At 66.1% G+C, this 16,225-nt stretch carries 12 protein-coding genes and 1 pseudogene; 7 read left to right on the top strand and 6 right to left on the bottom strand.

The features are described 5' to 3' along the window. Positions 1-159: 159 nt before the first annotated feature. From PO78_RS19470 to PO78_RS19465, 3 genes and pseudogenes are all read left to right on the top strand, one after another. A pseudogene (locus PO78_RS19470) lies at positions 160-1,035 on the top strand (IS91 family transposase); the annotation flags it as partial. Between the two features lie 380 nt (positions 1,036-1,415). After that, the gene (locus tag PO78_RS23025; RefSeq protein WP_156147858.1) at positions 1,416-2,732 is read left to right on the top strand and encodes a hypothetical protein; all 1,317 of its coding nucleotides are present in this window, start codon (positions 1,416-1,418) and stop codon (positions 2,730-2,732) included. A gap of 321 nt (positions 2,733-3,053) precedes the next feature. After that, the gene (locus PO78_RS19465; protein WP_043746227.1) at positions 3,054-4,157 is read left to right on the top strand and encodes a hypothetical protein; all 1,104 of its coding nucleotides are present in this window, start codon (positions 3,054-3,056) and stop codon (positions 4,155-4,157) included. A gap of 639 nt (positions 4,158-4,796) precedes the next feature. On the opposite strand, the gene folK is transcribed toward PO78_RS19465, so the two are convergent. From folK to PO78_RS19440, 5 genes are all read right to left on the bottom strand, one after another. Then, on the bottom strand, positions 4,797-5,303 hold the full coding sequence (gene folK, locus PO78_RS19460; RefSeq protein ID WP_004300567.1) for a 2-amino-4-hydroxy-6-hydroxymethyldihydropteridine diphosphokinase: 507 nt from the start codon (positions 5,301-5,303) through the stop codon (positions 4,797-4,799). Between the two features lie 10 nt (positions 5,304-5,313). Then, on the bottom strand, positions 5,314-6,684 hold the full coding sequence (gene pcnB, locus PO78_RS19455) for a polynucleotide adenylyltransferase PcnB (RefSeq protein WP_004300569.1): 1,371 nt from the start codon (positions 6,682-6,684) through the stop codon (positions 5,314-5,316). A gap of 436 nt (positions 6,685-7,120) precedes the next feature. Then, a complete protein-coding gene (locus tag PO78_RS19450; RefSeq protein WP_004300571.1) occupies positions 7,121-7,783 on the bottom strand; it encodes an HAD family hydrolase in 663 nt (220 codons plus the stop codon). A 79-nt stretch (positions 7,784-7,862) separates the two neighbouring features. Continuing rightward, positions 7,863-8,555: a DnaA regulatory inactivator Hda gene (gene hda, locus PO78_RS19445; protein WP_043746224.1), complete on the bottom strand. Its 693-nt coding sequence runs from the start codon at positions 8,553-8,555 to the stop codon at positions 7,863-7,865. Beyond that, on the bottom strand, positions 8,552-9,658 hold the full coding sequence (locus tag PO78_RS19440) for an AI-2E family transporter (protein ID WP_043746221.1): 1,107 nt from the start codon (positions 9,656-9,658) through the stop codon (positions 8,552-8,554). The genes hda and PO78_RS19440 overlap by 4 nt, the downstream gene beginning before the upstream one ends. Positions 9,659-9,799: 141 nt before the next feature. On the opposite strand from PO78_RS19440, the gene purM reads away from it, so the two are divergent. Both purM and PO78_RS19430 read left to right on the top strand, forming a co-directional pair. Beyond that, entirely contained in the window at positions 9,800-10,867 is a 1,068-nt protein-coding gene (gene purM, locus PO78_RS19435; RefSeq protein ID WP_004322816.1) for a phosphoribosylformylglycinamidine cyclo-ligase, read from the top strand. A 133-nt stretch (positions 10,868-11,000) separates the two neighbouring features. After that, positions 11,001-11,405, top strand: a complete 405-nt coding sequence (locus PO78_RS19430; protein WP_043746218.1) for a DUF2784 domain-containing protein — start codon at positions 11,001-11,003, stop codon at positions 11,403-11,405. 253 nt (positions 11,406-11,658) lie between these two features. Here the strand turns inward: PO78_RS19430 and PO78_RS22580 are convergent, their stop codons facing one another. Continuing rightward, the gene (locus PO78_RS22580) at positions 11,659-12,321 is read right to left on the bottom strand and encodes a hypothetical protein (RefSeq protein WP_012585659.1); all 663 of its coding nucleotides are present in this window, start codon (positions 12,319-12,321) and stop codon (positions 11,659-11,661) included. A gap of 395 nt (positions 12,322-12,716) precedes the next feature. Between PO78_RS22580 and PO78_RS19420 the strand changes: the two genes are divergently transcribed. Further along, positions 12,717-13,307 (top strand): hypothetical protein, encoded by a 591-nt coding sequence (locus tag PO78_RS19420; RefSeq protein WP_231570771.1) that lies wholly within the window; start codon positions 12,717-12,719, stop codon positions 13,305-13,307. 34 nt (positions 13,308-13,341) lie between these two features. Beyond that, positions 13,342-16,206 (top strand): DUF6603 domain-containing protein, encoded by a 2,865-nt coding sequence (locus PO78_RS19415; protein WP_043746215.1) that lies wholly within the window; start codon positions 13,342-13,344, stop codon positions 16,204-16,206. Positions 16,207-16,225: the final 19 nt, after the last annotated feature.

The following is a 16,225-nucleotide window of genomic DNA, read 5'->3' as shown; positions in this document are numbered from 1 at the left end:
TGAGCGACAACTTTCCTCGAAGCTCATTGGCGGCTCCGGGTCGGGTTGAGACGGTCGCAGTCCGTTCGCAGCGTCCCCGCGTAGAAGGGGCCGAAAGTCTCAGGCCGGCCAGGAGCGGACACAGGGAGCAGATTCCGAAACCGTCCGTTCTATCCGGCCCCGATGGCCTTCGGGCACCCGCGCTGGCTCTACGGCGCGTTGTTCGACAGTGCGGCGGCGACCTTGCTCGAGTTCGCCGCCAACCCGTGCTGGTTGGGCGCCGTGCCTGGCTTCAGCCTCGTGCTCCACACCTGGAGCCAGGACCTGCGCATGCACCTGCATGTGCACGCCCTGATCACCTGTGGCGGGCTCGACGCCGAGGGCAGATGGCGCGCACCGGTGCGCGGCCCGCGCTTCCTGTTTCCCGTCCAAGCCGCCTCGAAGGTGTTTCGCGGCAAGTTCCTCGCGCGGCTCGACGCTGCCCACCGCTGCGGCGAGCTGCCCGACGATCCGCACGCTGCGGCGGGTGCATGGCAAGCCCGACGTCGTGCGCTGCTGGCGCACGACTGGGTGGTCTACGCCAAGCCGCCGCCAGGCGGACCCGCCCAGGTGCTCGATTACCTTGCCCGCTACACGCACCGCGTGGCGCTCTCGAATGACCGCCTGCTCGGCTGCGAGGTGGGGCAGGTGCGCCTTCGGGTGCGCGACAACGAAACCGGCGGCAACCGTACGGTGAGCCTGCCGACCGAGGAGTTCATCGGACGCTTCCTGCGCCACGTGCTGCCGGCCGGCTTCAAGCGCCTGCGTCACTACGGGCTGCTCGCCTGCGGCCACAAGCGGGCCCGGCTTGCCGCCGCCCGTGCGGCGCTCCAGACGCCGGCACCACAAGCGGTCGCGATCGAGGCGGCCGAACACTTCCTCGCCCGCGTAAGCGGGGAGGACCCGCGATGCTGCCCGCACTGTGGAGTCGGGCGTTGGCACACGGTCGAGATCGTCATGGCTCGCCGGTACGATCCGCCCGCGCCGGCGCCGCGCTGTCGGGATGGGCCGACATGAACACGCACGCAGTCCGGACTCGCTCCTTGCCGATGCAACGTCCGCACCGGCAGGCCGTGGCACGTTCCCAGATTGGCGGACGCGACCGACACCGCACGCCCGGCGCACGGCCGGCACCCGATTGCGGCCCAGTACGACGATGGTCGCGAGCGCTGAGCCGGGAGAGGCTACTCGCCGATGCCAAGATCCTGTCGCGCCCTATCCAATGTGGATGGCCCGCGCGTAGAATCCCCAACATCACCGCCTGAGCGGCGGTTCAGTTCAACAAGGCTTATCCCTCGCGGCAGGCGCCCGCACACTGAACGGCCCTTGCGGCGCGAGGGATAAACCCTATTCGTTAGGGCGCCGGTCAGGAATGGAGCGGAAATATAAGGATTAAGATGTACGAATTTTCAGTCGAGCAAGCAGCTAATAATATTCACGATCACCGGACGAAAGAGTACTTTCGTGAAGTGATGAATAATTATTTCAATGGAAATCATAGGTCTGCACTTGTAATGCTGTGGACCGTAGTCATTTGTGACCTTGTTTATAAGCTGCAATATTTAAAAGATATTCATAGTGACGAAAAGGCAGAGTCTATCCTTAATGAGATGTCAGATTTTCAAGAGAAAAATCCTGCAAACCCAAAATGGGAGGAGAATCTCTTAAAAGAAATATTTTCACGAACAAGCTTGTTAGAAGGCCATGAGCTTGACTCTTTGCAGGCACTGCATCGGCATAGGCATTTGTCAGCTCATCCAGTGATTAGTAAAGCCGACATCCTGTTTCGCCCCAATAGAGAGATGGTTCTTTCAGATATAAGGGTTGCGTTGGACTCTGTATTAACGAAGCCCCCTATTCTAACAAAACAGGTTTTTTCCGAGTTGGTCGAAGATCTTGAAAAAGTAAAAGATTTGTTCGCAGATAATAGCCAGCTTAAAAGGTATCTAGAGTCAAAATATTTTAAAAATTTAAATGAAGAGGTTTCTTCTCAAATATTTAAGTCATTATGGCGGGTAACTTTCAAGATTGAAGACGATCGGTGCAATGAGAATAGAATCATTAATTCCAGAGCAGTCAGAATACTTTTTGACCGAAATCGTGAAGCATTAACAGAATACATCAAAAACAACTCCCCATACTTCAGTGAGATATCTGACGGCACACCATTGCGGCAGGCAGTTTTCTTCCTGGGCGATTATCCTCATTTGTTTAATCTTCTCAGTGAAGCGACTAGAGAAGTGGTTTCTGCTAAAGCAAAATCGGATGTAGATCTGCTGGCTGTTTCTTATTTTCTCAGCAAGAATATCTCAGAGCACATAGAGATGCTTGTTAATTTGATAAAAACGAATCATGCATGTTCTTTTGGCGGGACGCACAAAATACACATTAACCACATTCATGACCTGATGAGGCATGCCGAATCAGCTGGTATAAAAAATCGAATCAACAAACTACTAGTAGTAATGTACGTAAATGCAACAAACTTTGACGCTGCTGATTCGCTCTTTTCTCAATTTATTAAGCCTCATATCAGGAGATTCGATAAAGCTGATATCGAAATTCTGATCGAAGGTATTGGAAATAATAAGCAAACGCACTGCCGGGGCCGAGCTGAGAGCGATCATAGGCTCGTTGTGGAGCGAGCTATGGAGGTAATCGATGAATTTGACGTTTCGGAATACCGATTCCTTCCAGAACCAGAAGAGCCCTAACAAGGTGCTGCTAGGGACAAACCTACGCTCCGCTCCGGCTTGCCCCAGAGCACGGCGTTGAGCGACAGCTTTCCTCAAAGCTCAACAGCCGCAACGGGTCGCAGCACTCGGCGACGAACGGCTGCCTCCGGGAAGTGAAAATGCAACGACCGCTTCTCGGCGATGAACTCGAAGAGATGTAAATCGCATCCCGACCCAGATCTGCGGTACGTTCTGCTCTGCCAAATGACCGCCAAGGCGGCAGAAGTGGCTGCACGGTTGACTTCATATGTAGCCTCGAACACGAGCACACTTGTGGCTTCGGAGGAAACTGGGACGTGTATGAACGCCAGATACTTATTGGAGCAACGCGTCCTCGGACCGCGCTTGCAAATGGATATCAACGAGGAGCGGTACAACGAACTGGCGCATGCGCGTGAAGTTCTGTCGGACGCGCTGGATTTCGAGCAACGCTACGAGTTATTGCTTGGCAACTTCATCTCGTTGGAGCTTGATTTTACAGAGATTTGCCTACGCGCAATGATTGAGCCGCAATACCGGTATCCGGAGATTGCGGAGACCCTCCGACGGGCGAATCGGCACATCGTAAACGTGCTCACAGCCATGCGAGGCTATGCTGACCAAGTGCAGCAGGACTTCAAGTGCTTAGACCTAAAGCCTAAATTCAGCCTGATTGCTAAAAAGGAGCTCGTTAGGATCTTCGAGAGCAGCCCAGATTACAGATTTATGTGCGCGCTGCGGAATCATGTCCAGCACAAAGCCACTGCTCTTCATGGGTTCGAGGAGGCAGATGCAAAAAGCGGCGACCCCAACGGCTGGGTCGAGACGATTAAGTTCTACGCAAGCAAGGTCTCCCTTAGTGCGGATCGAGACTTCAAGTCTCGAGTCTTGGATGACCTGCCAGAGAAGATTGATGTTCGCCGGTGCGCAAGAGAAAGTGTACAAGAGCTGGGGAGGGCGCACTTGGCGTTGCGCAGTGCGATTTCGGAGCATGTAGCACGAGCACGATCGACCATTGAATTGGCTATCCGCGACTACACGGAAGGCGGGGCTGACTCTGCAATTGCTCTTTGTGCACGACGCGTGGGGGATCCTGACGCCGATGTGCCGGTGCTACTGGACTGGGATGATGTTCGACTCCAACTAGTCGAGAAGAACCGACGTCCGCCCCGGCTCTGGCCAAGTCGCACGCATCGCGAACCGGGGACTGAACAAATTGTCTCGCTAAGGAAAGAGGCCCAACACTCGCTGGCTCAGGCTGCAGCGGCAGTGTTCATTCCGGAAAAGCGCTGGCAGGAATACGAATCCGGATTGCCGATGCCGGAGGGACTGTTCCATTTTTACCAGCTTCAGGTAGGGCGTCATCCAACACACCAACTCCAGCCCTCAAGCTCTGCTGACGACGAGAGTAAGCTTACCGATTAGATGCGGCCCGTGGGCATTTCAGCACGGCGGTTAGCTCCTGGCCGGCAGGGATAGATCACCAACGGCCGCTTCGGAGCTGCACGGCTTGCAAAACGAGGGGTTCGGCGAACGACCGCTTCGGCGAGCGCTGGGGGACCGCAACGGGTCGAGGGCTGTCTTTCGAAGACAATGTGGTGCGAGCGGGTTTCCCATCTAGTGTAGTCGGGGTCAAGGGCGGGCGCGGAAGCCGCATGCGGAGCGCAGCCGCAGGCGAGCACCGAACGGGTGAGCACCCGGCGCAGCGTACCCTTGAAGCCGACGTAGCGGCGAAGCTCTGTGGCGGGGCGGTGGTTTAAGCCACCGCCCCCTGCCACGCGGCGAGCGCGGGGTTTGGGGCGGAGCCCTAAGGTTTGAGCACTTGCCTTAAGTTGCTACTTCTAGCCTTAAGGCAAGTGGTTAAGCACTTGCCTACCGATGTAGCGTAGCTCCTACGGCGTTTTGGGATACTCGGCAAGTGTGGCGCAACGTATACCGCTGGAAGGTCATGAACACGTTGGAGGCGGTGAGCAGCAGCGCGGTCTGCATCCACACGGGAATCGAGCTGACGGACTGGATCCAGGCGGCCATGGGCGGACGGAGGGCGGGTCGGTGGCGAGCGGGTCAGGGGTGGCGGGCGCTGTCGGCGGGGGTGGGCACGCGTTCGATCGCCTGGCCGGCGAGCGCGGGCAGCAGCGCCGCGACCGCGCCGCGGCCGGGAATGCTGGCGGCGGGATCGATCTCGGCCAGCGGCAGCAACGCGAAGGCGCGCTCGTGCATGCGCGGGTGGGGCACCTGCAGGCCGGGCTCGTCGATCACCGCGTCGCCGTACAGCAGCAGGTCGAGGTCCAGCGTGCGCGGCGCCATCGGGAAGTCGCGGCGGCGGCCGCTGTCGTGCTCGATCGCGAGCAGGGCCTCCAGCAGCGGGCGCGGCGCGAGCGCGGTGTCGAGCGCGATCACCGCGTTGAGGTAGTCGGGCTGGCCGGCCACGCCCACCGGGGCGCTGCGGTACAGCGAGGAGCGCGCGACGACGCGCGTGCCGGGCAGCGCATCGAGGCGCTGCACGGCTTCGAAGAACGCGGCGGCCGGGTCGCCGAGGTTGGCGCCGAAGGCGACGTATGCGCGGACCAAGCTCGAGCGCTCAGGACGGATCGACGACGGCGGCGTCCGCCGCCGCGGGGGTCTCGCCGGCCGGCTTGCGCTTGCGCCGGCGGCGCTTCTTCGCCGCGGGTGCGGCGTCGGGCGGCGCCTGGCGCAGCAGGGCCTCGCGCTGGTCGGGGCCCGCGTGGGCGAAGTCGTCCCACCAGTCGACGATCTCCATCGGGATCTCGCCGGCCTGCGCGCGCAGGCGCAGGAAATCCCAGCCGGCGCGGTAGCGCGGCTGCTCGATGACGCGGTAGGGCGCCTTGCCGGCACGCTTGTCGAAGCGCGGCTGCAGCGCCCAGATGTCCTTGATGTCGCCGGCGATGCGGCGGGTGATGGCGAGCTTGCCGGCCTGGGCGTCGAGCACCTCGTCCATGGCCTCGAAGAGTGCAGGCTGGCTATGGTCGCCGGCTGCCTTCTTGTTGTCCCAGGTCTTCAGCACCTCGTGCCAGAGCAGGGTGGAGAACAGGAAGCCGGGCGAAACGGACTTGTCCTCGCGCACGCGCTCGTCGGTGTTCTCCAGTGCCAGGGTGACGAAGCGCTCGCCCATCGGCTGCTCGAGGATCACGTCCAGCAGTGGCAGCAGGCCGTGGTGCAGGCCTTCAGCGCGCAGCTGCTGCAGGCACTTCAGCGAGTGACCGGAGAACAGCAGCTTGAGCATCTCGTCGAAGAGCCGCGCCGCCGGCACGTTCTCGAGCAGCGGGCCCATCTCGCGGATCGGCTGGCGCGCTGCGGGGTCGATGGTCAGCCCGAGCTTGGCCGCCAGGCGCACCGCGCGCAGCATGCGCACCGGGTCCTCGCGGTAGCGCGTGCGCGGGTCGCCGATCATGCGCAGGGTCTTCTGCTGGATGTCGGCGACGCCGTGGTGGTAGTCGACGATGGTCTCGGTGCCGGGATCGTAGTACAGCGCGTTGACCGTGAAGTCTCGCCGGGTGGCGTCTTCCTGCTGGTTGCCGAAGACGTTGTCGCGCAGCACGCGGCCGTGCTCGTCGGTGTCGGCGCTCTCGGCGTCCTGGCTGGCGCGGAAGGTGGAGACCTCGATGGTCTCCGGCCCGCTCATCACGTGCACGATCTTGAAGCGCCGGCCGATGATGCGCGAACGGCGGAAGGCGGCGCGCACCTCCTCGGGTGTGGCGCTGGTGGCGACGTCGTAGTCCTTGGGCGGGTGGCCGATCAGCAGGTCGCGCACCGCGCCGCCGACGACGAAGGCCTTGAAGCCCTTCTCCTGCAGCACCGCGCATACCTTGCGCGCGGCCGGCGACAGCTGCTCGCGGCGGATGCCGTGGCGTTCGACGGGAATGAGGGCGGGTTCGTGGCGTGCGGGGGTGGCCGGGCGCTTGAAAACCTTGCGCAGCAGCTTGCGGATCATCGGGAAAGGAGTCGTGCTTGCATAAGCGCGCAATGATAACCGATCGAAACGTCCGTACGCTGCGCGAAGGCGGAGGGGAGCGGTGGGGATTCGGCAAAATGGCACTCCCGACTCGCGTCCCGCCCGCGGAAAGGCTGCGCGCTTCCGGGGCGGCTGCGATCGCGACTTGCGTCGCTCCTACGGGAAACCGGTGCGTGTTCGGGGCGGTGGCGATCGCGACTTGCGTTGCTCCCACGGGAAACCGGTGCGTCTTCGGGGCGGCTGCGATCGCGACTTGCGTCGCTCCCACGCGAACCGTCGCGCACTCGGAGCCGCGATGTGGGAGCGACGCAAGTCGCGATCGGCGGTGCGGGAGGCGATGAGCGTCGGCGGGTGCGGGGTGGTGTAGGAGCGACGCAAGTCGCGAATCTTCAGCGCAGCGAGATCAACGACCAGTTCAGCGCAGCGAGATCACCGGCCAGCCGGCGGCCTCGGCATGGGCGCGCAGGGTGTCGTCGGGGTCGACCGCGACCGGGTCGGTGACGCGCTGCATCAGCGGCAGGTCGTTGTGCGAATCGCTGTAGAACCAGCTGTGTTCGAAGCTGCCCATGTGCAGGCCGAGCGACTCCAGCCAGGCGTCGACGCGCTCGATCTTGCCCGCCTTGAACGCCGGCATGCCGCGCGGCTTGCCGGTGAAGGCACCGTCCTGCTGTGCGGGGATGGTGGCCACCACGTGCGGGATGCCGAACTCGCGCACGATCGGACCGGTGACGAAGGCGTTGGTGGCGGTGACCACCGCGACTAGGGCGCCGCTGTCGAGGTGCTCGCGCACCAGCGTGCGCGCCTTGGCGGTGATCATCGGACGGATCGACTGCGCCATGAACTCGCAGTGCCAGGCGTCGAGTTGCGCGCGCGGGTGGCGGGCGAGGGGGGCGAGCTGGAAGTCGAGGAATTCGAAGATGTCGAGCGTGCCGGCCTTGTACTGTTCGTAGAACGCGATGTTCTTCGCTTCCTGCACCTCGCGGTCGAGCACGCCCTTGCCGATGAGGAACTGCGCCCAGGCGAAGTCGGAGTCGCCGGCGAGCAGGGTGTTGTCGAGGTCGAAGAGGACGAGATTCACGATCGGGCTCCGCAAGATGGATCGGTTGGATGAGGATTCGAAGAGGGCGTGACGCGCGTCGGACGGCGGCCCCGCGGGGTCAGATTTCCAGCCCTTGCTGGATCATGTCGCGCAGCAGCGGCAGGGTGATCGGGCGCTTGTGCTCGAGCGAGGCGCGGTCGAGCGCGTCCAGCACCTCGCGCAGGCTGGAGAGCTCGCGGCGGCCGTGGCGCAGCAGAAAATCCACCACCTCGTCGGCCAGGCGCAGGCCGCGCCGCGCCGCCAGGGTGGCGAGGATCTCCGCGCGCGCGTCGTCGTCGAGCGGCTTCACCTCGTAGATCAGGCTCTGGCCGATGCGGGTGCGCAGGTCCTCGCGCAGCGCCAGGCCGAGCGGGGCGGCCGGGCCGCACAGCAGCAGCGACTGGCCGTTCGCGCGGGCGCGGTTGAAGGCGTTGAAGAGCGCGATCTGCGCGGCGGCGCCGAGCTGGTCCGCGTCGTCGATCGCGAGCAGTGCGCCCGGCGTCTCGGGCAGGTGGTCCTCGACGGTCGCGGCGGCGAGCAGGTGGGCGGGCCGGCCGGCGGCGCGCGCGGCGTCGACCGCGGCGCGCAGCAGGTGGCTGCGTCCGCTGCCCGGCGCGCCCCACAGGTAGATGTGGCGCGCCGGGAGCTGTTCGGCGGTGGCGGGCGAGGCGAGCAGCGAGACGGTGGCGACCAGCTCGGCGTTGGCGCCGGCGACGAAGTTCTCGAGCGTGGGCGGGGCGTCGGGGCGGATGTCGAGGACGAGCTGCTTCATGGGCGCTCGCGCTCGCTCGCGATGATCGGCCGCGGCTGCGTGCCGAGATACACCGGGCTGGCGAGCCAGGCCTCGCGCACCTCGCGCAGGCCTACCAGCAGCGCGGCGCTCACCGGCAGCGCGACCAGCACGCCGACGAAGCCGAAGAGCTGGCCGAAGGCCATCAGCGCGAAGATCACCGCGAGCGGGTGCAGGCCGATGCGTTCGCCCACCAGGTAGGGCGTGAGCACGAAGCTCTCGACGACCTGACCGAGCGCATACACGATTGCCACGCCGGCCAGCGGCGGCCAGCCCTGCGCCTGCAGCAGCGCGGCGACGATGGCGAGGATCAGCCCGCCGCCGAAGCCGACGTAGGGGATGAAGACCAGCAGGCCGGTGAGCACGCCCACCGGCAGCCAGAAGTTGAGCCCGGCCAGCCACAGGCCGGCGCTGTAGAACACCGCCAGCAGCAGCATCACCGAGAGCTGGCCGCGCAGGAACTCGGACATCACCGAGTCGATGTCGCCGAGGACGCGCTTGGTGCCGTCGACCCAGGGGCGCGGCACGATGCGCTCGAGCTCGTCGAGGATGCGCGGCCACTCCTGCAGCAGGTAGAACATCACCAGCGGAATCAGCACCACGTTGGCGAGGAAGCCGAGCACCGCCATGCCCCCGGTCTTGAGGTGGGCGAGCACCGCCGGCACCAGTTCCTGCGCGCTCGTCCAGTTGTCGGCGATCAGCTGCTGGAACTGTTCGGCGTTGAGCTTGATGTCTACGCCGAGGCGCGCCTCGAGCAGCGGCGCGACGTTGAGGTTGAACATCTGCACCAGCTCGGGCAGGCGGCGCACCAGCAGCACGCCCTCGCGATAGACCATCGGTACCAGGATCAGCGCGAGCGCGATCAGCAGCAGGCCGAGCGCGAGGATCACCAGCAGCACCGCCAGTGCCCGCGGCACGCGGCGCGCGACCATCCAGTTGACCGCCGGGTCGCAGATGTAGGCGAACACCGCCCCCACCACGAAGGGGGTGAGGATGGGCCCGAGCAGCCAGAGCAGGGCGACGAGGGCGGCGCCGGTCGCGGTCCAGGCGACGGTTTGCAGGCGATCGACGCGGGGAGGCTTCATTTAAAGTAAAATCGCGGGCTTGGCGCGGGCGAAAACCGCCCGCAGAACACGTAAATGTAGCCACTTGGCGTTGCGGCCTCAAGCTCGGTCCCTCCGGGCATGCGGCGACGCCCGGCAGCCTGCGAGCCCGAAGGAACGATCTTGGCCGACCATCATCCCGAACCGCTGGATCCCCAGCCCTCCCTTTCCTACCGCGACGCCGGCGTGGACATCGAAGCCGGCGACGCGCTTGTCGAGCGCATCAAGCCCTTCGCCAAGCGCACCATGCGCCCCGAGGTGCTGGGCGGCATCGGCGGCTTCGGCGCACTCTTCGAGCTGTCGAAGAAGTACAAGGAGCCGGTGCTGGTGTCCGGCACCGACGGCGTCGGCACCAAGCTCAAGCTCGCCTTCCAGCTCGACAAGCACGACACCGTCGGCCAGGACCTGGTGGCGATGAGCGTGAACGACATCCTGGTGCAGGGCGCCGAGCCGCTGTTCTTCCTCGACTACTTCGCCTGCGGCAAGCTCGACGTCGACACCGCCGCCGACGTGGTCCAGGGCATCGCCCGCGGCTGCGAGCTCGCCGGCTGCGCGCTCATCGGCGGCGAAACCGCCGAGATGCCCGGCATGTACCCCGAGGGCGAATACGACCTCGCCGGCTTCGCGGTCGGCGTGGTCGAGAAGGCCGACATCATCGATGGCAGCCGGATCGTCCCCGGCGACGTGGTGCTCGGCTTGGCCTCGAGCGGCGCGCACTCCAACGGCTACTCGCTGATCCGCAAGATCGTCGAGCGCGCCGGCACCGACATGATGGCGCCCTTCCACGGCCGTCCCTTCCGCGACGTGGTCATGGAACCCACCCGCATCTACGTCAAGCCCATGCTCGAGCTCATGCGCGCGATGCCCGGCGTGGTCAAGGGCATGGCCCACATCACCGGCGGCGGCATCACCGAGAACGTGCCGCGCATCCTGCGCGAGGAACTGACCGCGCGCATCGACGGCGACACCTGGGCGCTGCCGCAGATGTTCCGCTGGCTGCAGTTCGCCGGTGGGGTGAACCAGGACGAGATGTATCGCGTGTTCAACTGCGGCATCGGCATGGTGGTGATCGTGTCGGCGGCCGACGCCGAGGCCGCCGAGGCGAAGCTCGCCGCCGCGGGCGAGACCGTGTATCGCATCGGCGTCATCGACACCCGCCGCGAAGGCGAGGCGCAGACCATCATCGACTGAGGATGTGCCCCGGCGCGCAGGGGGCGACCCGTGCGCGCCGCGTTATCGACCTCGGTCGAGTCGCGTTTCCGCGCCGCTTTCCGCGTTCCCCTCCGCGTTCCGTTCCATCCCCAGGCCTGGAGCTCGTCGCGCCATGGGCTATCGCCTCGCCGCCGACGCGGTGCTGCTGCTTCACCTGGGCTTCATCGCCTTCGCCGTGCTGGGCGGGCTGCTCGCGCTGCGCTGGCGGCTTGCCCCCTGGCTGCATCTGCCCGCGGTCGCCTGGGCCGCGTGGATCGAAGCGAGCGGCGGCCTGTGTCCGCTCACCCCGCTCGAGAATCGCCTGCGCGTGCTGGCCGGCCAGTCCGGCTATGCGGGCGGCTTCATCGAGCACTATCTTCTTCCGCTGATCTATCCCGCCGCGCTCACCCGCGAGCTGCAGTTCGCGCTCGCCGGCTTCGTCGTGCTCGTCAACCTGGCGGTGTATGCGTGGGTGTGGCGTCGGAAGCTGCGCCAGGGCAGCACTGGTGCGTGCGCCAGGCGGGCGCGGGCGCCGTGATCGCGACTTGTGTCGCCCACGTCGCCGCTCCGGAAGCGCAGCGGTTTTCCGTAGGAGCGACGCAAGTCGCGATCGCAGCCGCTGCGGGCCTGCCGACGCTCATCGACTTTCGCACCGCCGATCGCGACTTGCGTCGCTCCTACATGACCACTACGCCTGCCGAGACTCCCGCAGGAGCGATGCAAGTCGCGATCGGCGGTTCGGGCCCGATCCGCATCGGGAGTGAACAGCCGGGTACGGTGCGCTTGCCCGGCTACTCGCTCCAGCCTTCGAAACCGCGCGTGGCCTGTGTCGGGCGGGCGAAGCCGCCGGTGATCCAGGCGGTGGCGCTCGCCACGCCGAGGCGGAAGTCCGGCGGCACGCGCACCTGCGCGACCTCTTCGCCGAGCGCGTCGAAGGCGCTCAGCGTGGCGTAGGGCTCGTACTCGTCGGGGGTGATGTCGAGGCGGACGTCCCACTGCGCGTCGAGCGCGAACACCGTGAGGCGCTTGTGCAGCATCGCGTGCGCCTGCTGGCGGTGACGCTGCAGGACCTCGCCGGCGGTCTTGACCAGGGTGTTGAAGGCGGACTGGTCGAGCGGTTTGGGGTTCTTCTTGTCGCGCCCCATGGTCCATGGGCCCACCAGCGCCGGCTCGGCCTCGCCGTCCTGCAGCATCTCGACCGCCCAGCCGTCGTCGTCCTCGTTCTTGATCACGCGCGCGGTCCAGCCGTCGAGCTGCCACAGACGGTCGCTGCGGAGGGCGGGCACGCCGGGCTGGGGCGGAGTGAAGAGGGCCTGGGCTTCGTCCCGGGCGGGGTCGGGGAGGCTGGGGTTCGTCATGAGGGCCGTGGGCGTGGTATCGGTATGGGGCGCATCGAGCGGGAGCTCGAGCGCGATGGAGACGGTGAGGGATGGCGCGTCGGACGGCATTGGCATGACCGCGTCCGTATGCGGAGCCGCCCGTGGCTTGCGCGTTCGGCGCTGCGGAAGCGATGGAGACGCCGACGACGCCTGTGCTGCAAACAGGGAGAGTTGATCGGTGTTCATGCTTGCCTTTCTCCGAAGCTGATATTTTATACAGTCTTCAGGCGTGAGCAAGCACCGTCGTCCAGCGCACGCAGAAGTGCGACTGGATGCTCCGAGTCGGGCCGTCTATGCTGAATAAAAGCGCCGATGCTCCGTGGCAAGGGCGTCGCGCGTGTTGCGGCTTTCTCATCGCATGCATTCCGACAGGAGTCTTCCTCATGCCCAAGACCGTTCCCAAGCAAAGCGATTCGTAAGTCCCCGTCGCCGCAGCACCCGCCGGGGCCCCGATCGGCATCGGCGAAGGCTTGTTCTCGCCCAATGCCGGCGCGGACGGCAAGACGCACTTCAGTGCCAGCATCGATCTGGCGACGGATGGTCATCCGGCCAGCCTGCTCATCGATAACCCCGGCGAAACGGGGACGGTGCAAGGCGGGGGGACTTCGGTCTGTCTCACCCATCCACTGAAGGTCAAGTTCGAACATCTCAAGGACCATCTCGGCACCCAGGGCGCGACGGTTCCCGAATCCTTGTCCAATGTGATGGAGAGGGCTGAACTCGACTGCGCGGCCTTCTATTACCGCGATAGCGGACCGATGCTGCTGAGCATTGCCTTGAAGTGTTCCGATGAGCAGAAGGGGGGCCTCATCGCGGCGCTGACCAATAGTCCTGAATTGGGTAAGCTGTTCGACGTCGAGGGCGTGTCCTTGCGGGTGTTGAAATGCCCGGAGGCTTGCCAGGAGGAACTGGAAACCTACTGGAAGGCCGTGTCCGCGTTGCCGTCCTCTCCTTCCGAAGAGAAGGACCCCAAGGACGTGAATGCGCCCCCCGCGCCGACCGCTGAGGAAGGGGGGGAGCAGGGAGCGGGCGCAGCCGACACGCCGGCAGCCGTCGGATGAGGGCGATCCATCCGCCTTGCCGCGGAGCCGCGGGGTGAGCACGACGGAGGATGCCGGGCCGGCCACGCCGACGACGGTCGAGCTCGAACTCGAACTCAGGGTAGGCGGCCGTCCACTTGCGTTGCGCGGGACGCTCACCGGTGGCGGGCTGACGGGCCTCGCGGGGACACTGCGCGGCGAGAAGACCGACACCCTGGGCGGCCTGCTCGCCGGTCTCGGCGAGGCCTTCGCCGGCCCCGGCGCGGCGCTCGATGCCCTGGGCGGGGGGGCCTTGGCGGCGATCCATTTCGAGGCGGTCGAGCTCGCCTATCGCAGTACCGCAACGCCCTGCGTCGTGCTGAACACCACCCTGGGCGTCGGGGTCGGCCACACCCGGATCGTCGTCGCGAAGCTCCTTCCCGTCCCCGGGCGTGCGGAGGATGAAGGCGGCCTGGTGGCGGGTTTCGAGCTCGAGCTCGAGCCGCGGCCGATCGGTGACAAGGGCCTCTCGGAGCTGATCGGCGGGATCGTGGTCGAGCGGCTCGGCGTCTTCCATGCGAGCCGGGACTGCAGCGGGCTGCACCTCGAGCCGGCGACCGCGCCGGGCGCCTTCGCGCCCCTCGTCGAGCGCGCCGGGGAGGGCCGCAGCCTGCACGCGGGGCTGAACCTGTCGGGGCGAGTGCTCATCGGTGGCGTCGATCTGCTCGAAGGTTTCGGGCACGACACCGGCAATACCCTCGACGCACAGGCCCCGGCCGCCGAGCCTGCCCCCGCAGCCGCCCCCGCAGTCGCATCGCCCGCGCCCGAAGCACCCCTGCCGGCGCGCGGCAAGGCGTTCTGGAAGCGCATCGGCGGCCTGTCCTTCGAGCTGGTCGGCTTCGGCGTCGATTGCCCGATCGCGGCGTTGCTGAAGGGGCCCCACGCGGCGATGGACGGCCTCGGCGTCCGGCTCGAGGGCGCGATGCTCGGGCTCGAGACCGGGGCGATCGCGATCAGCGGCGGGTTGACGCGCGCGCCGGGAGAGACGCTGCGTCTGGACGGCAGCCTGCGCGTGAGCACGCCGGTGCTCAGCGTGAGCGCGATAGGCTCCTACGAGCGCATCGAGGGCGCGCACTCCTTCTTCGCCTTCGCCGCCTTGCACAAGGAGATCGGCGGTCCGCCCTTCTTCTTCGTCACCGGGCTGTGCCTGGGCATCGGCATCCACCGCCGCCTCACCCTGCCGCCGATCGAGCAGGTGCACAGCTTCCCCTTGCTGCGCGCCGCGGCCGAGCCGGATTACCTCGGCAAGGATGCGGATCCGCGTCGCATCGGCGCGCTGGTGGACACCTGGCTCGCCCCCGAGCGCGACAGCATGTGGATCGCCGGCGGCGTGCGCTTCACCTCCTTCGGCATCGTGGAGTCGGTGGCGATGCTGTCGGTCGCCTTCGGCAACCGCCTGGAGATCGGCGTGCTCGGCCTGTCGCGCCTGCAGCTGCCGCGCAAGGCGGGCGGCGAGGCTGCCATGGCCTGCGTGGAGATGGAACTGCGTGTGGTGATCGCGCCCGACGACGGCCTGGTCGCGGTCGAGGGCCGGCTCACCGAGAACTCCTTCGTGCTGCGACGCGATTTCCGCCTGCGCGGCGGTTTCGCCTTCTTCGCCTGGTACGCGGGCCCGCATGCGGGTGATTTCGTCGTCTCGGTGGGTGGCTACCATCCATCCTTCCAGGTTCCGGCGCATTACCCGCGACCGGAGCGGGTCGAGTTCAACTGCCAGATCGGTCAGGTCACGATCAGCGGGCAGTGCTACTTCGCCCTGTGTCCCGCGGCGATCATGGCCGGCGGCAGCCTGTCGATCGTCTACGCTTCGGGCGGCATCCGCGCCTGGCTGGTCGCGCGCGCGGATTTCCTGATGCAGTGGAAGCCGCTCCACTACGAGGCCGCGGTTGCGGTCTCGCTGGGCGTGCAGCTGAACATCAAGATCTGGTTCGTGCGCATCCGCCTGTCGATCGAGCTCGGCGCGGCGATCGCGCTCTATGGTCCGCCGCTCGCCGGCAGCGTGCGTATCTCGCTCTACGTGGTCAGCTTCACGGTCGGCTTCGGGCCGCCCAGGAGCCTGCCGCCGCCGATGGTCTGGGAGTCGGACGACCCCGAGCGCTCGTTTGCGCACAGCTTCCTCGGCAACCCCGACGTCACCCGCATCGCGGTCGTGGATGGCCTGCTCGATACGCCCGCCGCGCCCCCGGGCAGCGCGCCCCGGCGCCCGGTGCTGCAGGCGCATCGCCTGCACCTGCGCTGCCAGAGCAGCGTGCCGGCGACCGAGCTGCGCTTCGACGGCCGCGAGCTGCACCCGCGCGGGGGTGGTACCTGGCCGCAGCTGGGCGTGCAACCGATGGGCCTGGGGCGCTTTCATTCACGGATCGAGCTCACGCTCGAGGCGCTCCACCCGGATGGCAGCGTCCGGGGAGACGCGCAGGCCGAACTCGACCTCGCGCCCCTCACCGTCAGTGTCCCCAGCGCGCTGTGGAGTCCGCGCCCGCCCGGCATCGACATCCTGTCCGGGAAAACCCTCATCGACGGCGCGCCGGTGGGCATCGAACTACGCGGCCGGGTCGATCCGGACACAAGGGTCGGCCCGGCGCTCGAGCAGGAGACCTTCGCGTACGATCGGGTCGAGTATCCCTGCAGCGATGTCGGTGCGCTCCGCCCGGCGACGGCCCTGCCCGGGAGCGCGGCGAGGCTGGGCGACACCCTCATGGCGGGCGTCGTGGTCGAGCGCCGCAGGGCGATCGTGGACTGCCTCAACGCCGGCCGCGGCGTGCGCAAGCTGAGCGCCGACGCCGAACTGCCCATCCTCGCCGCGGCGCCCGAGCACGTCCTCGACGTCGAGCCCCTGATGGCGCGGATCGGCCAGGACGTGCCGCGCATGTTCGCCGAGATCTGATCGCCTCGATATGGGAGAT

Origin of the sequence: Thauera sp. SWB20, from assembly GCF_000831325.1 — a bacterium.
Lineage (GTDB): Bacteria > Pseudomonadota > Gammaproteobacteria > Burkholderiales > Rhodocyclaceae > Thauera > Thauera aminoaromatica.
Note: the sequence above shows the minus strand (reverse complement) of the source record. Positions and strands in the feature narration are given on the sequence as shown.

What these genes read in the sequence shown, in the direction of transcription:
- PO78_RS19430 (WP_043746218.1), top strand. Translation starts at nt 11,001, where the DNA reads ATGGGCTATCGCCTCGCCGCCGACGCGGTGCTGCTGCTTCACCTGGGC.
- PO78_RS22580 (WP_012585659.1), bottom strand. Translation starts at nt 12,321, where the DNA reads ATGCCAATGCCGTCCGACGCGCCATCCCTCACCGTCTCCATCGCGCTC.
- hda (WP_043746224.1), bottom strand. Translation starts at nt 8,555, where the DNA reads ATGAAGCAGCTCGTCCTCGACATCCGCCCCGACGCCCCGCCCACGCTC.
- PO78_RS23025 (WP_156147858.1), top strand. Translation starts at nt 1,416, where the DNA reads ATGTACGAATTTTCAGTCGAGCAAGCAGCTAATAATATTCACGATCAC.
- PO78_RS19465 (WP_043746227.1), top strand. Translation starts at nt 3,054, where the DNA reads ATGAACGCCAGATACTTATTGGAGCAACGCGTCCTCGGACCGCGCTTG.
- PO78_RS19440 (WP_043746221.1), bottom strand. Translation starts at nt 9,658, where the DNA reads ATGAAGCCTCCCCGCGTCGATCGCCTGCAAACCGTCGCCTGGACCGCG.
- pcnB (WP_004300569.1), bottom strand. Translation starts at nt 6,684, where the DNA reads ATGATCCGCAAGCTGCTGCGCAAGGTTTTCAAGCGCCCGGCCACCCCC.